The sequence below is a fragment of the Aquimarina sp. Aq78 genome (assembly GCF_900299525.1).
In the GTDB taxonomy this organism is placed as follows: domain Bacteria; phylum Bacteroidota; class Bacteroidia; order Flavobacteriales; family Flavobacteriaceae; genus Aquimarina.
Map to the genome: position 1 here is coordinate 268,145 of NZ_OMKA01000001.1, position 20,400 is coordinate 288,544.

Genomic DNA, 20,400 nt, shown 5'->3' on the forward strand with positions numbered 1-20,400 from the left:
CTTTAAAAGATTGTTATAAATATAGTATTGTATCCACACTTTAAATTATCATATTATGGCAAACGAAATTAGAAAAGAATACACCAATGGAGAAATTACAGTGGTTTGGAAACCAGGAAAATGTATTCATGCAGGTAACTGTGTAAAAACTTTACCAGAGGTATACAAACCTAAAGAAAAACCATGGATTCGCCCAGAGATGGCTACTTCTGAAGCTTTAGAAAATCAGATCAAAAAATGTCCTTCTGGCGCTTTGGCATTTCATGAAAATGCAAAGTAGTTTTGGCCTGAACTAGTCAGGTATGCTCAACAAAAAAGCATCTTGTTACAGAACAAGATGCTTTTTTAGAATCAAGCTAATTCAAAAATATGAGTCCCTGCAACAGAACTTTTCTTTACTTCTCGTTTGATGAGCCTGTCAAAGACGAATTGACTATCATGTTCACTTTGTTATTTATAACACAAACCCTTGGGACAAAATTAGTACACTAACGGTCCTCAAAAAAGAGTGTAATGCCTAATACACATAGGTTAAATCCCCCCTTTTTTAATAGAAATTTCAATGTTATACTCTAATTTTATTGGGATATAGGGAAGTTGATATCCAAAGGCTATAAGGGCAAGAAAGTAGTCTTGTGAAAAGATGTTAAAAACTTGTTTTTACTTTCTGAAAAAATTGTGATTTCTTTGCCACCGGGAAAAAAACAAACATTTGGAGCATCAGGAAAAGGAACAGGTTAAAGTCTATACGCGCTATAACTTTTTTAACAAAACATATTGTGTATTCAGAGGGGCTTCGCTACGCGAAATCTCGAGAAGAAAACCAAATTATAGAAGTGAGTCGGGGAGTACCTATTATTACACAAAACATGGAGTGTATAGAATGTCTAACCATTGGGGTAGGGCTGCAAAGTGTCAATGGAGACTAGTATCTGATTTTCCTCCAGAAATTGACGATTTACGATTGGGATATGCAGATTGGGCAGATTTTAGAGAAAATCTGGATCCCGATGTAGATGCCTATTATATTTCGGTTGATTTTGAAACCAAAAAGGTAAGCTATATGCATAAAGATAATCCTGATTATGATCAGGTTGCTGTGCTACGTTCTGCAGATGCAACCCGAAAGCTTATCAAGCAAATCAAAAACCTTCTCGAAACCTACAAGTGGGCCAAATATTATGATTATGATGATTTGGATGAATTTCGTGAAGAGGTAATCACCAGATTAATCAATAGCAACATCTCCTTAAATGAATTAAGACGTGAGCTGGTGTAGTTTAATAACTACATAAAATAGTAAAATAAGTATGAGATTCCACAGCTTACAAAAAATAGTAAGATAGGAGTACTGTATCTGCAATGGAAATGAAAATTATAAATCATTTCTAAATATTTGCTATATATTTACTTTACCTGTTGTGTATTTTGATATTTTTGAATACCAAATTCGTCAATTCGAGTGCTTCGACCTGACGCTTTTTATAGTATTAATTTTAAAATACACAACGGGTTTACTTTTTATATTTTCATGGATTTAGAGCGTCAATTATTATTTCTCTTTAGCGCACTAGGAGCGTTAAATGGTTTTTTGTTAAGTTTTTATTTTGCTTTCTTTTCTAAAAAAAGAGGACTGTCTAATTATTTTCTGTCGGCACTTTTATTTGTATTAAGTGTACGAATACTAAAATCTGTTTTCTTTTATTTTAATCCAGAATTATCTGAAATATTTATACAAATAGGGCTTTCTGCTTGTGTTTTAATAGGTCCGTTTTTATACCTATATACCAAAAGCTTAATAATTGAATCTAAACGTAAAGGCTGGTGGTTATTTCATGTTATTCCAGTTTTGGTGATAGTCATTGTGTTAAGTGTTATATATCCCTATTGGGAACATAAAAGATTATGGGCTGGATTCTTTGTCAAAATCATTTATTTGCAATGGTTGTTGTATATCATATGCACAGCAATTCTATTAAAATCGGTTTTTAAGGGACTGTTTTCTAAAGAACATAAAATAAAACAAATAGAAATTTGGGTTTTAAGTGTATTTGGTGGAGTATCTATTATCTGGATGGGGTATAATATCGGATCTTATACATCGTATATTGTAGGTGCACTTTCGTTTTCGTTTGTATTTTTCCTTTTAATTTTATTTTGGGTATTGAAAAGAAATAAAACGTCTTTGTTTTTTGAAGATACTATTAAATATGCTGATAAAAAGATTGATCTTAATGAAGCAAGTGAATTTCAAATCAAATTAGATAGTATAATTAAAGAAAAGGAGCTATTTAAAAATCCGGATTTAAAACTTGCAGATGTTTCTAGACAACTACATGTTTTACCACACTATTTATCTCAATTTCTAAATGACAATCTAGGCAAAAGCTTCCCTTTATTTATTAATGAATATCGAATCCAAGAAGCTAAACAACTTTTGATTAATGAAGATAATTACACTACAGAAGCTGTTGGGTATGAGTGTGGATTTAATTCTAAATCAACATTTTATACTACCTTTAAAAAGATAGTGGGTAAAACTCCTGCGGCCTATAAAAAAGAAGCAGTATAGTTCTAATTTATAAATCAGTACTTCTGATTTATAATATATAAACCGATATAGGTAATGATTTTTCAAATTTGCTGAAAATTAATTCAGTATGAGGAATTGTATAGTATCATTTTTGGTGGTTTTTCTTTTTATGGGGTGCTCTGCATCTTCAAAAGATAAGATTTTGTTTGTTACCTCTAATCAACGCACCTATGGAGACACAACTCTAAAAACCGCTAATCATTTTGCAGAAATCGTTTTGGCGTATGATGTATTTGTAAAATCGGGCTACCAGGTTGATTTTGTAAGCCCAGAGGGTGGCGAAATTCCGATAGGATATATAAATACCTCAGATCCTATTCAAAAAAAATATTTAGACGACTTAGATTTTATGAATTTATTTAAAAACACGTACTCACCAGATGCTATTGATGCAAAAAACTATAAAGCGGTCTATTATAGTGGTGGTGGGGCTGCTATGTTCGGGGTTCCTGAGAATAAAGCCATACAGAGTATCTCAAGGAAAATTTATGAGAATACAGGAATTGTATCAACCATTTGTCACGGAACTGCAGGAATTGTAAATTTAAAGCTAACAAATGGAAAATATCTGTATGAAGAAAAAGAGGTAAATGGTTTTGCAGATGCTTTTGAAAATAAAAACAAAGCGTATTATAAAACTTTTCCCTTTTCTATTGAAGAGGCTATTACTAAAAATGGAGGAAATTTCACCTATTCTAAAAAAGGATGGGATAATCATTATATTGTAGATGGTAGATTAATTACCGGACAAGATCCTACAGCTTCAGTATCTGTTGCGAAACAAGTTGTAGCAATGCTTCAGAAAACAAATCATAAATAACTTAAAATAAATAAAACAGATGAGAACAATACTTTATATCCTACTCGTATGCTTAAGTACCTCTTCATTAACTTTTGCTCAAGAATCTGATAAAACACTAGTAGAAAAGACCGTTACGTATTACCTGGATGGTGGTACAAACAATGATTTTGAAACCTTAAAAAAAGCATTCCATACCAATGCTACGATGAAATTTATTTCAAAAGGAGTTTACAAAGAGGTAAATGCTTTGGAGTTTTTTAAAAAAGTAATGAAGCCCGGACCGAAACAAAATCGAAAAACAAACATTGCATCTATAGATGTAACAGGAAACGCAGCACAAGCAAGACTTGAAATAGAATATGAGACATTTACATTTATTGATTATATGAATTTGTTGAAAGTAGATGGAGAATGGAAAGTAGTTAGTAAGATATTCTATAGACAACAAAAAAACTAAAAAATGAAATCATTTTTATCAATTTTACTTCTGGCATTTATTTGTAATCAAGCCACGGGGCAAAACTATATCGGAGAAAAGACAGAGATTAAACAACTATTAGAAAACGGTAAAAATTTCTCTAAATATGTTAACACTTCAGATTATAAAATGATCGGCGAATCATATACTGAAGACGCTAAAATATTTCCTAATAATCTAAAAATTATTGAAGGAACTGAAGGTATATTAGGCTATTGGAGGCTTCCTGAGGGAATAAAGATCATTAATCATCGAATAGATCCAATTGAAATTAAAATTATTGGTAATGAAGCATATGATTATGGTACCTATCAAGGCACTACAAAAAAAGCTGATGGAGAAGAAATTACCTGGAAAGGTAAATATGTAATCGTCTGGAAAAAAGTAGGAGCTAACTGGAAAATATATTTAGATATATGGAACTCTATTAAATGACTTTTGTGTTTTGATAATGACAGTTTCTGTTTAGTAGGGTTTTACTGTCAATTTGATATATAATTGAAAATTAATGAATTAATTTGTTATTTATCAAATAATTGACACCATCTTTGCAAAACAAATTATATAATAAATTTAATTACATTACAATGAATAAAGGAACAGTAAAATTCTTCAATGACGCTAAAGGTTTTGGATTTATCACTGAAGAAGGTGCTAACAAAGATCATTTTGTACACATTTCTGGATTAGTAGACGAAATTCGTGAAGGCGATGCAGTTGAATTTGATCTACAAGAAGGTAACAAAGGATTAAACGCGGTAAACGTAAAAGTTATCTAATACATATACTTTCAAGTTTAATGAAAGCCCATCATTATTGATGGGCTTTTTTTATTATGTATACTATTGTTACTATGTAATAGTATAAACTATCATTGTATATTCAAGGTTTCTTCTGCCTTTGCCCAATCATTCTCTAAAATTGAATGTACTTGCTTTTGATCTGATCGAACGGTATAGTTACCAATAAATTTGGTGCCTAACAAATCAATGTGGTATAACGCTTTAAATCCATTATCATAAATTACCGCAGGATAAACATCATGCTCTTTAAACAAAAAAGAAAAAGGTCCAAAACGAACATGGGCATCTACAACTACTCCTTTACCATTAGGAGATAAATGGTAATCTTCTTTAGAGACAAAAAGGGTAAACCAACCTTTATGAATTCGGAAATCATTTTTGGCAACACCTGCTTTTCCTTCATTTGGTAATGGAGTAATAATTGATTTGATAGAAGCATTTCCAATTATTTTTTGAAACAACCCCATCATAGTAAGCAACATTTTATTTTTTAAACTAATCGAGGCACCAAACATTTTTGACCAACTCTTTATTTTAAAATTAAAATCACCTGTCCATTCTCCTTTTGCTATTTGAAAATAATATACCTGGTTGGGCGCTTTCTTCAGGGCTTGTGGATTTAGTATGATATCTTGCCCTTGTTCCATTAGTTCGAGCAATTCGTTTCCTGCATTTAGGGTATCAATAATCTGAGTGACATTTTTCACTTCTACCGAATTAATAATTTTCAAAACCGATGCTCCCATAAAACCTGGATCAATAATTTTTTCACTCAACTGGGCTATGCTTATATTTTTTTGTTCAATAACGATTTGTTGGTTAGGTAATGTAAGCGGTGCTAATTCGATAGCAAGTTTCCAAGCAAAATCTCGAGCAACTTTCATGCTGAAATTGATAATTGCTTCTTCTTCTTTTTCTGCAATGTCTTCTAACAAGTATAATAATGGAGAAAGTTCACTTAGTTCACTCAGAACCGTTGGGATAATAGAAGCAAGAATAGTATTTACCTTTTGGAAATCATCATGTAAACCATGAATAGCTACACCGGGAGAAGTTTCTGCTGCTGCAGCGCCCAAATCAATGTTGATATGTGGATTCATCCCTAATAACAAATGTTGAACAATAATTAGCTCATTGTTTGTTATCGCATTAAAAGCAACCGCCCACGCTTTGGGCATGGCAGGATCATTGTTTTGAAATTGTTCAACTACTTTGAAATAGCGTGCTGCAAAATGAACATCTAACTTTTCAAGTCGTTCATCATTATCAAAATACCCGGTACCTAATTTGCTTTTAATGGTTTGAGTTACTCGCAAATATAAACTAGCGAAATAACCAACACGACTGGAATGTTCTTTTGACCATTGAAGAATAGATTCTAATTTTTCGATTACTTCATCGATAGAAGCTGGATTCATAATAACAGATTTAAGATAAAACTACATTGTATATATAGTTTTGGTTCTACTCGTTTTGCATCTAATTATAATTTAGTTGCTTAAAATTATGATTGTCACATTAGCTCGTATTTAGATTTACTAAAGTTATAGATTTCACAATCAATTAAAAAGAGTTAAAACCCCCAATTTATAGCGGGTTTTCTACCTAAAATTGTTGAAAATATCGCATGTTTCAGACCAAAGTAATCATTATCAATACTTAAGAGTTCTTCAATTTCTAAAATACAGATGCCTTAAAATTCAATTTAAGAAACACTGGTATTGTGGTTATAATGACTATTTTTATGTAAAGAGTACGTGTGTTTTTTACTTACCTTCGTATTATAAATTACCTATAACATGGAATGTGCGACCATATGTTATGATAAAAGACATTTTTTTCCGATGCATTTGCATCCGGATCGCTATACATTTTCCTATATCATAAATGGAAGCTCAAATCTTATATGTAAAGATGCTATATTTACCTTAAAAGCGGGTGATTTGGTAGTAATCCCTCCTTTTGTAGCACATCAGACATTAGTTGAGAATTTTTTTTATTATAAGGTGATTAGAGTTCCGAAATTATACTCTTTTAATAATATCTCCAACAATCGATTGGGGGTAACGATAATACAGAATTGTTATTCTTATAAAAATCATTTTGATACTTGGTTCGAATCGATTATGACTAATAATAAGAACTTTGATGCCAGAGATAATGAAGAAACTAAAATCCCGGATATATTTAAACATTTTTTGGTTAGTAATAGCACTAACTCAACGAAGTCAAAAATTATTTTAAAAAAGGCACTGGTGCATTTTGAGCATAATTATAATCGATCCATACTTGTCGAAGAATTATTGGATTTAACCTGTTTAAGTGATAGCCATTTTCAACGTCTTTTTAAAACCAATATTGGAATTTCACCTATTCGCTATTTACAAAATCTACGAATTGAAAAAGCTAAAGAGTACATAAAAATTAAGGAAAGCTTTACGGATATTGCATATGATACGGGGTTTTTTGATCAAAGTCATTTTAATAAATACTTTAAAATGAATGTAGGGATGATCCCAAAAAAATATGCCGATCTGGTTAAAAATGATTGAATTTTACAATTTTAGGATTTAAGATTGATAGAACTTGCTATCAAAAGTAAAACGTTATGCAAGATTTAAATGCTAAAGAAGTAGAAGAAGCCCAGGAAGCACTAATACGATACTGTGGTGAGTTTTCACCTTTTATTGCCGAAAAGGCCTTTGGAAGCTATATTTATACTAAGGATGGAGATGCGATTCTGGATTTCACTTCTGGTCAAATGTGTTCTGTATTTGGACATAATCATCCAAAGTTTGTTGAAATATTAGAAAAATCAGGAGATAAGGCTATTCATTTATTAAGTTCTATCTTGTCTCCTCCTGTTATTGATCTTGCCAAAAAATTAACCAGTAAACTACCCGATAGTCTATCTAAATGTATATTTCTGAACACCGGATCCGAGTCGAACGAGGTAGCTATACGGATGGCAAAATTAGTAACAGGCGGTTTTGAAATTATCGGATTTTCCGGATCCTGGCATGGTATGACGGCCGGAGCGCAATCGTATACCTATTCAAAAACAAGAAAGGGATATGGACCTGCTATGTCGGGTAGTTTGATGATACCAGCACCTTATGAGTATCGTTGCCCAATTGCACATTGTAAAGATAGTTGTGATCATACTTGCCTGGAGGTAGGTATGAAAATGGCCGATCAGCAATCGGTTGGAGAATATGCAGCATTAATAGCCGAACCTTTATTGAGTGCCGCAGGGATGATTGAATTAAAACCCAGCTATGTTAAAAGGTTAAAAGAATTATGTGACGAACGTGGGCTATTGTTAATATTTGACGAAGCTCAGACGGCATTAGGGCGCCTGGGGAAAACTTTTGCTTTTGAACAATATGATGTTACTCCTGATTTCTTAACCTTATCAAAAACACTAGGAGGTGGGCTTCCTTTGGCAGCAATGGTCACCACAGCAGAAATAGAAGAAGAATGTCATAAAAGAGGGTTTGTTTATGTAACTTCTCATGTGTCGGATCCTTTTTGTGCATCTTTTGGCATAGCCGCTTTTGATATACTTGATGAACAAAAATTAGCCGAAAACGCTTTGGAAAAAGGAAAGTACTTAAAAGAACAATTGCTACAACTACATGAGAAATATGAATGTATAGGAGATGTAAGAGGTAGCGGACTTTTATTAGGAGTTGAAATTGTGAAAGATCGGGAAACGAAGATACCAGACGATAATTTGGGTCAAAAAATATGCAGTAGATGTCTTGAGTTAGGCTTAAATATGAATATAGTTAGAATGAAAGGGTACGGAAGCGTTTTTAGAATTGCTCCACCATTAACCATAAGTATTGAAGAAATAGATTTAGGGATTGCGATCTTAGATGAAGCAATACAGGATTGTATTCAATAAAAAAGCTACTTATAGCATGTTGACTTAAAAACAGGTATTTTTACGCATTGTTAGCTATATAAATTCATATTAAGTTTAAACATTATAATCGTCATTTTTTAATTCCCCACATCAATTTTTTTGATAATAAAAAGTTGATATAGATTTCTTATTAATGTATTTTTTTTATTAAAATTATACTATAAAATTCTGGAATTATGAGTGAAGATAATAGTAGTACCAAAAGTACCTTTATTCCTTTTGAAAATATAGGCTTGTGTTTTAGCGGTGGAGGTTATCGAGCAACATTCTATTCTTTGGGAATAATCTCATATTTAAATAAAGTTAAATTTAAAGGAAAGCCCCTGTTAGAATATGTAGAAGCTCTAAGTTCTGTTAGTGGTGGGACCCTTTTGGCAGTAGCTTATGCCAAATCTGCACAAGATAAGAAACATAGTTTTTCAGAGTTTTTTAAAGAGTTTTACCAAGCCTTTGAACCCCCAAAAGATAAATTATTAGATACGGCAATTAAGAAACTGGAAGATGATACCGTCTGGAAAAACAATGCATACAAGACACGTTCCCTGATTAATGCATTTGCATTGACTTATGCAGAAATGGAAGTTTTTAAGGGTGATTTTTCTATGTTTGAGAACCCAGCATCAACACATTTAAAACAAGTATGTTATAATGCTACAGATTTTTCATTTGGACTCACGTATAGATTTCAAAACACAGGAGTTTTTGGTAACTCCCCACTTTCTAATCCATCTGTAGAAAAACTTAAACTTAAAGTACAATTGGGAGATATTATTGCTTCATCTTCTTGTTTCCCTTTGGGTTTTGAACCGTTACAATTTCCAGATGATTATTTCAAAGATCATAATTCTACAGATTACAAAGCATTGAAAAGTCTTGATAGATTTATTGATGGAATAGGGATCATGGATGGTGGCATTGCAGATAATCAAGGTATTGGTAGTATGATTCGAATTAATGAGAGAATGAAAAATGGACTCAATCTTATCATCGTAAACGATGTTGGAAGTTTTAAGATGGTACCTTGGCATCAGGATAATAGTTTTGAGAAAAATGGAGTTTCTTTAAAACAATTTGTAGCGAAAGCTTTAGCATATTTCAGGATTAAACCATTGTATTGGATACTTCTTTTATTAGGAGTACTTATGGTAGTTTTAAATTCAATGAATATTTTCAATAATTGTGATGATTGTGCCTGGCCTGCAATCTATATAATTGGCAGTATATTAATTGGTATTGGTTTAACACTAACTATATTGGGTGGATTAGCCTCGGTTGTACTGAAATTTTTTAAAAGTAAGATGGCATCTCTTTTTAAAAAAAATGTACCAGAACCACTTGTAGACGACATCCTGAGTTTTAAAAAATTAGATATTGGGTTGGTGCAACAGATGCTTACGAATCGACTAACATCTGCAGTAAAAATGATCAATGACGTCTTCTTAAAGCAAATGCGCAGACTTAATTATGATTTGTTTTATTCTAAATATTCACTTCAAAATAAACGTATAACTACCACAGTGTACAAGCTAAATGGTCAAAAAACACCTTATTCTGGTGCTCAACCAAATTATAATAAGGATATTAAACCTGCGCCCAGTAAATTGTTAATGAGTGTTGGGTTAACTGCATCCGAAACACCAACAACATTATGGTGGGATAAAAAGGATATTGCAAAAAATAGAATGGATACACTAATCGCCTGCGGTCAATTTACACTTTGTTATGAGCTTATGGAGTATATCCTGGAGCTCAAAAAATCAGAAAGTGATTTAAAAATTGATTTTACCGAAATTGATTTGTTGTATAAAGAACTAAAGGACGATTGGAAAACTTTCAATAAAAACCCATTTTTCGTACTAGAAGAATTAAAAAAATAAGTTTTCAGAATACTGGTTAGAGGTTGTTCTTCTGTTTATTATAGTGATGAATAACTTTATTGAACGTAATCAAATGAGTAAGAGGAAGTGTAATGAATAAGAATGATTTGTTTTGATTACGAATTATTTGAAAAACTAGACATATTATCTTTATAGCTGTTCCCTATTGGAATCTCGATTTCATCAATTTCTACATCATTTTTGGTGTAAGCAGTAATTTTTTCTTGATTTATAATATATGAACGATGAATACGAATAAATCGGGAATCAATACGTTTTTCGAAGTTAGAGATACTCTCTTTTATAATCAGGGTTTTATTTTCTAAATGAATTTTAATATAATCCTTTAAGCTTTCAATATATAAAACATCATCAAAAAGTACTTTTATTTGTTTTTTTGCTTTGTTTACAAAAACAAAATCTGTTTTCTTATGCATAGTATTTTCTGGCGGGTCATATGAAATGGATTTTTTTTCTTGTTCTAAAAACTTCTGAATAGCTAAGAAAAAACGTTCAAAAAATATGGGCTTCAATAAATAATCTACAGCATTTAATTCAAATCCGTCTACTGCATAATCACGATAAGCAGTCGTAAAAATCACCTGGGGTTTGTATACAAGGTTTTTAAAAAAATCGGTGCCTTTTAACACTGGCATTTCAATATCTAAGAAAAGTAAATCAATTTTTGTAGTACTTAATATTGAACTAGCTTCAATAGCACTTGAGCACGAAGCAATTAATTCAAAATCTGGTAGTTTGTCTAAATACGTTTCGATTAATTCTCTGGCTAAAGGTTCATCATCTATAATTAAGCATGTATAGCTCATATAATATCTAATTTAAGATTAGCAGAAAATGAATTTGATTTGTTTTCAATAATCAAATCATATGCTTTGGGATACAGTAATTCTAATTGTTTTTTTATGTTTTTAAGACCTATAGAATCTTTATTCATAGAAATATTAACTCCCATCGGCTTGCTGTTTTTTACATTAAAAACTAATTGCTCTCCCTTTTTAGAGATGTTGATTTCGATACTTGCTTGATTTATTTCTTCTTTAACACCGTGTTTAAATGCATTTTCGATAAATGTGAGCAATAATAAAGGAGCAATTTTTTCCTGCCCCGTTACATTCTTACTAAAAGAGATTTTTACTCTATCTGCATAACGGATTTTTTCTAAGGATAAATAGTTCTCGATTAAATCAATTTCTTTATCTAATGAGACATAATTTTCGTTGCAACGATATAAGATATAATCCAAAATATTGGATAGTTTTTGGATTACCTTGGTTGTATCATCAGATTTTTTTAACGCTAACGCATGCAAATTATTTAACGTATTAAACAAAAAATGAGGATTTAATTGATTTTTTAAAGCAGCAAGTTCTGTTGTTTTTTTCTGTTCATTTAATTTTAATAAGCGTTGCTTTTCTGTATAAAGTTTTAATACCAGGATTAAGAATGTTGGATATAGTAAATACAATGATTTTGATATAAATTCACCTATGTTGGTAAACCTTCCTAGTAGTGAAGTATCGGTAAAACGTTTTATATAATTTACATACGTTGCAGGGAAAGTAGGTTCAAAATAATGTATATATGTTAAGGTGCAAATAAGATAAAAAGTAAGCAATGTTATCACGATCGATATCCAAAAAATCAAAACCTTACCCTTATTTAAAAGATGTAGAATTAAAAATTCTATAATCACATATGACATAGCAATTTGTAGTATAACCCTTATACTATAAGTGATTAGTAATTCTTCAGTTGTAGAATAATACCAACTAGAGGCAGAAGCGGAAAAGATAAAAATCAAAAGCCCAAATATGAGATACTTGAATCTTGAAACTTCGAGAAAGCTTTGGATTTTATGTAACATATTATTTTCTATTTCTGTTGATTGTAAAGGTACAAATTTAAAGAACCCAAGTTTGCATAGGATACCAAACTACAGGTTTGTGATGTCGAAAGTCTATTTCCTGAAGACAAAATCATATATCGGCAGTAACCCAATCTATAACATCGCTTACACCGCTTCTGTCTGTTTTTTTTATACAGGCTTACTCTTCTTATAATTTAGCCGCTCAAACCATAATTTTTTTGAGAATGAACTTTATGAAAACAATCTTACATAACCTTTTAAAGAATAGAAATCATGCATTTATATTCCTTTTCCTTATTTCTATAGGTATGTATGGGCAATTAGGTACAGTTACTGGAGAAATATTAGATCAAAACAGGCAAGAAGCTTTACCTTATGTGAATGTAATCATTAAATCCGGAGATAAGATCACAACAGGAGGAATTACAAATGATAAAGGAGGTTTTTTAGTAGATAAAATTCCTTTTGGAGCATATGATTTTGAAGTTCAGTTTATTGGATACAAAACAGTTACAAAGAGTATTGTGATTACCGAATCAAATAACGAGATCGATTTTGGTACTATTTTAATCGAAGAAGAAGCCGTTGCTCTTGAGGGAGTCGAAATTACAGCCGAACGTTCGACCATAGAACAAAAGATTGATAGAAAGGTAATTAATGTAGGAAAGGATTTAACTACTGCCGGGGCTTCTGCTAGTGATATAATGAGTAATATTCCTTCAGTAAGTGTTAATCAAGATGGCGAAATTTCTCTTCGCGGTAATGAGAATGTTCGCATCCTTGTTGATGGAAAACCAACTAATATTAGTGCTACCGATCTATTACAACAAATACCATCTACATCAATCAAAACTATAGAACTGATTACAAGTCCTTCATCAAAATATAATCCTGAAGGCATGAGTGGAATTATTAATATCATCCTAAAAAAAAGTACTCGTTTAGGATTTAATGGATCCATAAACTCTGGGGTAACTTTTGGACAAAAAGTACGATTTAACAATTCACTGAGTCTAAATTACAGAACAGGGAAAACTAATTTTTACGGGAGCTATGGCAATCGTTTCGGGAGGCAAATAACAGATGGAACTGTTACCAGAACTATAGAACAAACGAATCAGTTAACTAAAAATAATAATAGTCGTACATCACACCTATTTAAAGTAGGTGTCGACTATTACATCAACGAAAAAAACACATTTTCGGTGTATACCAATCAAAATTTGTTTAATGCAGATTTAGAAGGTAAAAAAACACTTACTTTTTTTAACGATACTGCTTCAAACTTCATACAATTTGATACAATAAAAAGAGATAATATAAATTCGACTTATAATGTAGATTTTCTACATTCTTTTGCTAAAGAAGGACATACCATAGAACTCGAATTAGACTATAATACTTTACAAAGTGATATTGCTAACGATTTTAAGTTTGCAGGAAATTCACCTATAAATAATTATACAGAAATTGTTGATGATAAACGAACAAATACGACAGTAAATCTTGATTATGTAAACCCTCTTAGCGAGAAATCAACTGTAGAAATTGGAGTAGAAACGCGTCTGCGACGTACCGATAACTCTTATGAAACGAGTCGCATTGATTTTAGAAATTCGACCTTTTCTTATGATAGAGATATCTATTCATTTTATACAACTTTTAGTCAAAACTTTAATACATGGCAATATAATATTGGGGTTCGATTAGAAGATTATAATGTAACGACTCAATTTAATGAAGTAGGGGAGTCACAAGATAGTTTTAAAGATCACCTTTTTAATGTATTTCCTTCTGGGTTTTTAAAATATACTCCCGACGAAGAGCAGAAAAACTCATATCAATTAAGTTTTAGTAGACGTATTGATAGGCCATCACTAACCCAGATTAGTCCTATACGACGTATTAGTACTCCCCAGATTATTATCATAGGTAACCCAAACTTAAGGCCGCAGTTTACCAATTCGGTCGAACTCAATTATAACAGAAAAATAAATAAAGGCAATATAACGTTTGGTGGCTTTTATAGAAAAATTAAAGATGAGATTAATAGAATAGGCTATTTTGATCAAAACAATCCAACACTACTCATTCTTGATTACGCAAATTTTGATAGTAATGATGCTTATGGAGTTGAATTTTCAGCAAGTTACCGACCAACAAAATGGTGGAATTTTAATGCAAATTTTGATGTGTACACCAGAACACAAAAAGGAGTTATTGAAGGTCAAAATGTAAAAGTTAATAATACTTTATTAAACGCAAGGCTTAATAATAGTTTTAAAGCTTCTAAAAACTTAACATTCCAAATCTTTACTTTTTATAGTGGTCCGCAAAAAATATTACAGTACGAATTAAAGGACAATGTTTTCATAAATGCCGGGGCACGTTACAATTTTGCCAAAGGGAAAGGAACTTTTAGTGTTAATTTTAATGACATTTTTAGAACGCAAAGATTTGCTTTTGAAGCCTATAGAACTATTATTCAGGAAGGTGAATTTAGGCGTGATAGTCAATCTGTTTATCTTGGACTGTCTTACCGTTTTGGTGGAGGAAAAAACAAAAGACTAAAACGTAAAAAACGTGACAAAAATGAAAAAGCCGATAAATTCTTATAAAATTACAAGATTATGAAATTGAAAATATACATAACAGGTATAGCCTGCATACTGGCGAACATAACCTTTGCTCAAAAAAAGGAATTATCAAGTAGTGATTCTGCTAAAGCACTAATAGAAAAAATGGTTACTAAAACAGGAAGTTATGAACTACTTAAGAAATTAAAAGACGTTGAGTTTACCTATGATTTTTATAGTCCAAAGACTAAAAAAAGTGATATTTCTGTAGAGCGTTATATTTTTAATGGAGAAGTGTCGTGGGGACAATATAAGACGCATAACGTATTTGTACTTCCTAAGAAGGAAGGAACGGTTACACAATATTATGAAAGTACTGGTAATTCGTGGATAGCTATAGAAAATGCTAAGATGACAGATAAACGGGCATTGCTGAGTTCTGATTTTTTGCGTAGGGCCAATTATTATTGGTTTACCATGATGCCCAAGTTATTAGATAAAGGTATTGTTTATACACAGCTGCCTGATAGAGTACATAACAAGATCAACTACAAAATAGTAAAAATAGGTTTTGAAAAAGGAGTAGGGGATGTTCAGGATGATTTTATACTGTATGTTAATCCAACTACTTTTCTTGTAGATAGATTTTTGTTTACTGTAAAAGGAAGTGCATTAGGAATATCTCTTATGGAAATTGAATATGCAACCGTGAATGGATATACTTTTATGGCAAAGCGAAAAGTAATTCCCGCAGATTGGGATGGCAACATTAAAGGTAAAGTGTTGTATGAGCAAACCACTACAAATGTCAAATTTAATAACGGATTTAAAAGAGAATTACTAGCAAAATAAAAGCGTCATGTTTATAATACATTAGATTTAATTTGGCAGCATAACTGTATGCGTTATTAATGAATTAGCTAGAGAGTTCATCATTAAAATGATGGACTCTCTATAATATGATATTATAAGTATTAAACCCAAGAATCAAATCAAATGTTTAATGATCAAAATATGTGTTGAATGATAAATGTTCTCCTTACACATTTTTAAGTATTCCAGATACTAAAAAAAACTTTCTTATAGCTATCGCTAATTGGTAATTTATCATTTTTAATAACTACTCTATTACCTTCAACATAGTCTATTTTATTTAGATTTACTATATAAGATCTATGTATTCTATAAAAATTGGGAGGGGTTAATTTATCTTCTATATCTTTTAAAGTACCATAAACTAACAATTTTTCCCCATTTATTAGATAGTAGTTAGCATACTCGCTTTCCCCTTTAACAAATAAAATATCATTTTTTAGAATACGAAAAGTCTTTTTATTATACTTTAAACTTATATATTCAGCTTGTTTTTCAACTTGTTTTTCGGTTTGAGTAATTGTTTTACTATTCTTATCCGAAACTTTGTTTATAGCTTTTAAAAATCTAGAAAATTCAATAGGTTTTAGTAAATAATCAGTAATATTATGTTCATAACCTTCTAAGGCATACTCTCTGTATGCCGTGGTCAAAATAATTGAGGGAGCTCGTTCTAATGTTTTTAAAAAGTCCAAACCTGAAATATCAGGCATTCTAATATCAAGTAAAATAATATCAATTTTTTTTTCTTTTAATACAGATAAGGCTTCTATAGGAGATTTAAAAGAACCTATTAGGTTTAGATGATCTACTATAGCTATATAACTCTTTAAAAGTTTTCTAGCCAATTGTTCATCGTCTATAATAATAATATTATAATTCATTTTCTAATCGAATTATTAGATTTACATTATAAAACTCTTTTTGCTTATTAATTTCCAGTTCATGTTTATTTGGATATATTAGCTCTAATCGTCTTTTAACATTAAGAATACCTATACCACTAGAAGCATCTACAGATTTTTTTGGTTTATATGAATTTTTAACTTTAAATGTAATGTTATTAGCTTCAGTAGTTAATAAAATATCTATAAAACCGTTTTTAGTATCTTCTATATTTCCATGCTTAAAAGTATTTTCAACAAAAGGAATTAAAAGCATAGGTGCAATCATATATGATTGATTAACTTTAGAGTAGTCAAAATTAATAGCTTCAATAGCATCATCTTTTAGTTTAAAGAGCTCTATAAGATTTAATATATAATGTATCTCTTCCTTTAGACTTACTGTTTTTTTTTTAGAGCCATAAAGTGAATAATCAAGCATTTTTGATAGTTGCATAATAGCTTTAGAGCTCTTATTGTCATTGGTTAATGATAATGTATATATATTGTTAAGTATATTGAAAAGAAAATGCGGGTTAATTTGAGATACCAAAAAGTTTTTTTCGGCTTTAGTTAATAAAATTTCTTTTTCTTCTCGTTTTTTTTGTTCTGAAAAACTATAAAATAAAAAACTTATAAAGATTGCCAATATTATTGGCATCATATGATTAAAGATTGTTTCTAAAGATTCAATATCAAAATACTTAAAATTAAAAATAGTATTCAAAGAATAAGAATGATCTCTATTAAGATGAGCTAAGTAATAAAAAAAACGAATGAAAAAGTCAATAACAGTTACCGAAAAAAGGATTAGTCCAAAATTTATTAAACCGTAAATGAAATACTTTTTGGAAGCATAATACTTTGTAATGAGTATTTTATAATTAAGATGAAACACTAACATTTGCATGCTTATTATGCCAAGTGATCTAAAGACAGATTCCCATAAATCTGTAAGCACACTAAATATAAAAAATATAAACAGAGAATATAATATCCAGAATATTATGTGTTTTCTTTTTTGTGGCATTATTTATTTCAATAAGTATTTACAAATCCAAATATAAGTACTATTCATTACTAACAAATGTTATATAAATGAATTGCTTCAAAATTTAAATGACATCCACTAATTCTTAAGTTAATCATAAAATTGAGCATTGGATTATTTCAATTCTAAATTTACTTAAATAATCTTCTTGTTCATTGATTTTTATCTTTTCTCATTGCGCCTAATGATAGCTTTGTCTTTGAAGTTAAATTTAATAATTATGAGAATCTGGATTTTATTAATTCTATTGTTCATTTTACTTAAAGGTTATACTCAAGAAAAAAAAGAGCTACTAACAAAACGTATAAACAAAAGTGTAAAAGTAGACGGTCTACTTACCGAAACTTTTTGGGAAACCATTCCAATTGCTACAGATTATAGAATGCTGCAACCAGATAATGGCCCATTAGCCCCAGAATCGCATAAAACGGAAGTTAAAATTGTGTATGATGATGATGCCATTTATATTGGAGCACTGTTATATGATAATTCTTCAAATACTATTTTAAAAGAATTTAGTCAAAGAGATAATATTTTAGCAGAAGCAGATGTGTTTACAGTTGCAATAAATACCTTTAATGATGGTATTAATGAAAATAAATTTTATGTTACTGCAGCAGGAACACAAGCTGATTCAAAAACGCTACAAGGAGGAAGAAGAAGTAATGATTTTAATTGGAGTGCTGTTTGGGAAAGTGCTGTAAACATTACCGATAAAGGCTGGATTGTTGAAATCAAGATTCCTTATGCCGCTTTACGTTTTCAGAATTCAGACATACAAACTTGGGGAATCAACTTTTTTAGAGATATTAAAAGTCGTAATGAAACTTATTCCTGGAATTTTGTTGACAGAACGGTTGGTAGAGAATCTCAATACAATGGTGTATTAACAGGGATAACTGCTATAAAACCACCTCTACGACTAAGCTTTTTTCCTTTTGTTTCTGGAGTTTACGAAACAAGAGAGGATAACTCTAGTCGTCAATTAAATGCTGGCTTAGATTTAAAATATGGTATTTCGGAAAATTTTACATTAGATGCTACTGTGATACCAGATTTTACACAAACTGGTTTTGACCCTGTTTCACTAAACTTGGGTCCATTTGAACAAACCTTTAGAGAACAACGACAATTTTTTACAGAAGGCGTAGAACTCTTCAATAAAGGAAATATCTTTTTTTCTCGTAGAATTGGAGGCAAGCCAAGCGGGTTTGCTAATCCAACAAGAAATGAACAAATACTAAAAGAGCCTAGTGAAGTAAAAGTATTAAATGTTTTTAAAATCTCTGGACGTACTAAAAGAGGCCTTGGTATAGGTTTTTTAAATGCGATTACAAAAAAAACAGAAGCAACTTTATTAAACACAGAAACCAATACCGAACGAAAGGAAATTATAGAACCTTTTACTAACTATAATGTTTTGGTATTGGACCAACAATTCAATAATAATTCATCGGTTTCTTTTATAAATACTAATGTGTTACGGAATGGAGATTTTAGAGATGCGAATGTTAGTGCATTGGCCTATGACATCTCAACCAAGTCTAATCACTATAATTTCTCAGGAGATTTTAGGTATAGTATTATTAATAATGTAGAAAATATAAATGGTTTTAGCGGAGGCTTCAATTTTCAAAAGACATCAGGTAATGTTCGATATGGAGCCGGTTATAATATGGCAGACACCAAATTCGATGTTAATGATTTAGGAAGACAGCGTAGAAACAATTACAGTGATTTTTTTGCAGATATTAGTTATCAGAAGTTTACACCTAAAGGGCGTTTTAATAATTACAAAATTTCGTTATTTACTTTTGTAGGTCATCTTTATAAACCGCACACTTTTACAAGAGCAGATATTGGTGTAGATGCATCATTTGTAACTAAAAAACAATTGAATTACGTTATGAGTGCAGAAATAAATCCATCCAAAAATTTTGATTATTTCGAACCTCGAACGCCTGGAAGATTTTTTGAACAAAACCCAAGATTCTTTTGGAATTCTGACTTCAATACCGATGGAGGAAGACGCTTATCAGCAGGTTTTACCTTTAGAACTTTACAAAGATTTAATGATTCAGAGCACAATTATAGTTTTGCTATTAAGCCGCAAATACGATTAAGTAATAAATTTAAAATAAACTATTCACTTGATGGAGTCTATAAGAAATCTGAACCAGGTTTTGTAACCAATACAGGATCAGATATTATATTTGGTAGACGTGATATTAGAGAGATAGAAAACAGCATTCGATTTACATATAATCATGATAATAATCATGCGATAAATCTAAATTTTAGAAACTATTGGTCTACTGTTCAATATAAAACTAGATTTTTCATCCTTGAACAAGATGGTAGCTTAACCAAAACGAATCAACAACTTAATTTTAACCCAGACACTAACTTTAATGCTTGGAATTTAGACCTTAACTATTCTTGGCAATTTGCCCCAGGTAGTCAAGCTGTGTTTTTATATAGAAATACTATTTTTCAAAATACAGATAATAGTACATTAAATTATCTAGAGAGTTTAGATGATCTATTAAAGCAACCTTTAGCTCATATTTTTTCAGTTAAAGTTACCTATTTTTTAGACTATTTAAATTTTAAAAAGGTGCTTAGAAAGAAGAAAAATTAATGC

General features: G+C 30.8%; 18 protein-coding genes. 13 read left to right on the plus strand and 5 right to left on the minus strand.

What is annotated here, in order from left to right; genetic code table 11:
• Positions 1 to 55 precede the first annotated feature (55 nt).
• The 7 genes from DG435_RS01150 to DG435_RS01180 all read left to right on the plus strand — a co-directional run bounded on the left by DG435_RS01150 (position 56) and on the right by DG435_RS01180 (position 4,652).
• Positions 56 to 280: a (4Fe-4S)-binding protein gene (locus tag DG435_RS01150; RefSeq protein ID WP_199852722.1), complete on the plus strand. Its 225-nt coding sequence runs from the start codon at positions 56 to 58 to the stop codon at positions 278 to 280.
• Between the two features lie 432 nt (positions 281 to 712).
• Positions 713 to 1,279, plus strand: a complete 567-nt coding sequence (locus tag DG435_RS01155; protein WP_108840541.1) for a hypothetical protein — start codon at positions 713 to 715, stop codon at positions 1,277 to 1,279.
• A 252-nt stretch (positions 1,280 to 1,531) separates the two neighbouring features.
• A complete protein-coding gene (locus DG435_RS01160; RefSeq protein ID WP_106794200.1) occupies positions 1,532 to 2,572 on the plus strand; it encodes an AraC family transcriptional regulator in 1,041 nt (346 codons plus the stop codon).
• Positions 2,573 to 2,660: 88 nt separating this feature from the next.
• Entirely contained in the window at positions 2,661 to 3,413 is a 753-nt protein-coding gene (locus tag DG435_RS01165; RefSeq protein ID WP_106794199.1) for a type 1 glutamine amidotransferase domain-containing protein, read from the plus strand.
• A 19-nt stretch (positions 3,414 to 3,432) separates the two neighbouring features.
• Entirely contained in the window at positions 3,433 to 3,852 is a 420-nt protein-coding gene (locus DG435_RS01170) for a nuclear transport factor 2 family protein (RefSeq protein ID WP_106794198.1), read from the plus strand.
• Between the two features lie 3 nt (positions 3,853 to 3,855).
• Positions 3,856 to 4,308 (plus strand): DUF4440 domain-containing protein, encoded by a 453-nt coding sequence (locus tag DG435_RS01175; protein WP_106794197.1) that lies wholly within the window; start codon positions 3,856 to 3,858, stop codon positions 4,306 to 4,308.
• A 152-nt stretch (positions 4,309 to 4,460) separates the two neighbouring features.
• Positions 4,461 to 4,652, plus strand: a complete 192-nt coding sequence (locus DG435_RS01180; protein WP_074406110.1) for a cold-shock protein — start codon at positions 4,461 to 4,463, stop codon at positions 4,650 to 4,652.
• A gap of 92 nt (positions 4,653 to 4,744) precedes the next feature.
• Here the strand turns inward: DG435_RS01180 and DG435_RS01185 are convergent, their stop codons facing one another.
• Positions 4,745 to 6,094 (minus strand): DUF5995 family protein, encoded by a 1,350-nt coding sequence (locus DG435_RS01185; RefSeq protein ID WP_106794196.1) that lies wholly within the window; start codon positions 6,092 to 6,094, stop codon positions 4,745 to 4,747.
• A gap of 381 nt (positions 6,095 to 6,475) precedes the next feature.
• On the opposite strand from DG435_RS01185, the gene DG435_RS01190 reads away from it, so the two are divergent.
• From DG435_RS01190 to DG435_RS01200, 3 genes are all read left to right on the plus strand, one after another.
• Positions 6,476 to 7,228 (plus strand): AraC family transcriptional regulator, encoded by a 753-nt coding sequence (locus tag DG435_RS01190; protein WP_106794195.1) that lies wholly within the window; start codon positions 6,476 to 6,478, stop codon positions 7,226 to 7,228.
• A gap of 56 nt (positions 7,229 to 7,284) precedes the next feature.
• A complete protein-coding gene (locus DG435_RS01195) occupies positions 7,285 to 8,586 on the plus strand; it encodes an aspartate aminotransferase family protein (protein WP_106794194.1) in 1,302 nt (433 codons plus the stop codon).
• A gap of 197 nt (positions 8,587 to 8,783) precedes the next feature.
• The gene (locus DG435_RS01200; RefSeq protein WP_106794193.1) at positions 8,784 to 10,484 is read left to right on the plus strand and encodes a patatin-like phospholipase family protein; all 1,701 of its coding nucleotides are present in this window, start codon (positions 8,784 to 8,786) and stop codon (positions 10,482 to 10,484) included.
• 116 nt (positions 10,485 to 10,600) lie between these two features.
• On the opposite strand, the gene DG435_RS01205 is transcribed toward DG435_RS01200, so the two are convergent.
• Together DG435_RS01205 and DG435_RS01210 are read right to left on the minus strand one after the other, a co-directional pair.
• Positions 10,601 to 11,311 (minus strand): LytTR family DNA-binding domain-containing protein, encoded by a 711-nt coding sequence (locus tag DG435_RS01205; protein WP_106794192.1) that lies wholly within the window; start codon positions 11,309 to 11,311, stop codon positions 10,601 to 10,603.
• Complete coding sequence (locus DG435_RS01210; RefSeq protein ID WP_106794191.1) at positions 11,308 to 12,369, minus strand: sensor histidine kinase; 1,062 nt, start codon at positions 12,367 to 12,369, stop codon at positions 11,308 to 11,310. Before DG435_RS01210 ends, DG435_RS01205 begins: the two co-directional genes overlap by 4 nt.
• Positions 12,370 to 12,605: 236 nt before the next feature.
• Here DG435_RS01210 and DG435_RS01215 point away from each other — a divergent pair, with 236 nt between their 5' ends.
• Positions 12,606 to 14,990 carry a TonB-dependent receptor domain-containing protein gene (locus DG435_RS01215; protein WP_234387155.1) on the plus strand — a complete coding sequence of 795 codons (2,385 nt, stop codon included), beginning with the start codon at positions 12,606 to 12,608 and terminating at the stop codon, positions 14,988 to 14,990.
• Positions 14,991 to 15,002: 12 nt separating this feature from the next.
• Entirely contained in the window at positions 15,003 to 15,800 is a 798-nt protein-coding gene (locus tag DG435_RS01220; RefSeq protein WP_106794189.1) for a DUF6503 family protein, read from the plus strand.
• Positions 15,801 to 15,997: 197 nt separating this feature from the next.
• Here the strand turns inward: DG435_RS01220 and DG435_RS01225 are convergent, their stop codons facing one another.
• On the minus strand, positions 15,998 to 16,705 hold the full coding sequence (locus DG435_RS01225) for a LytTR family DNA-binding domain-containing protein (RefSeq protein WP_106794188.1): 708 nt from the start codon (positions 16,703 to 16,705) through the stop codon (positions 15,998 to 16,000).
• Complete coding sequence (locus DG435_RS25380) at positions 16,695 to 17,369, minus strand: sensor histidine kinase (protein ID WP_159025712.1); 675 nt, start codon at positions 17,367 to 17,369, stop codon at positions 16,695 to 16,697. Before DG435_RS25380 ends, DG435_RS01225 begins: the two co-directional genes overlap by 11 nt.
• 607 nt (positions 17,370 to 17,976) lie before the next feature.
• Between DG435_RS25380 and DG435_RS01235 the strand changes: the two genes are divergently transcribed.
• Positions 17,977 to 20,397, plus strand: coding sequence for a DUF5916 domain-containing protein (locus DG435_RS01235; protein ID WP_159025711.1), 2,421 nt, complete (start codon positions 17,977 to 17,979; stop codon positions 20,395 to 20,397).
• The last annotated feature ends 3 nt before the right edge of the window (positions 20,398 to 20,400 follow it).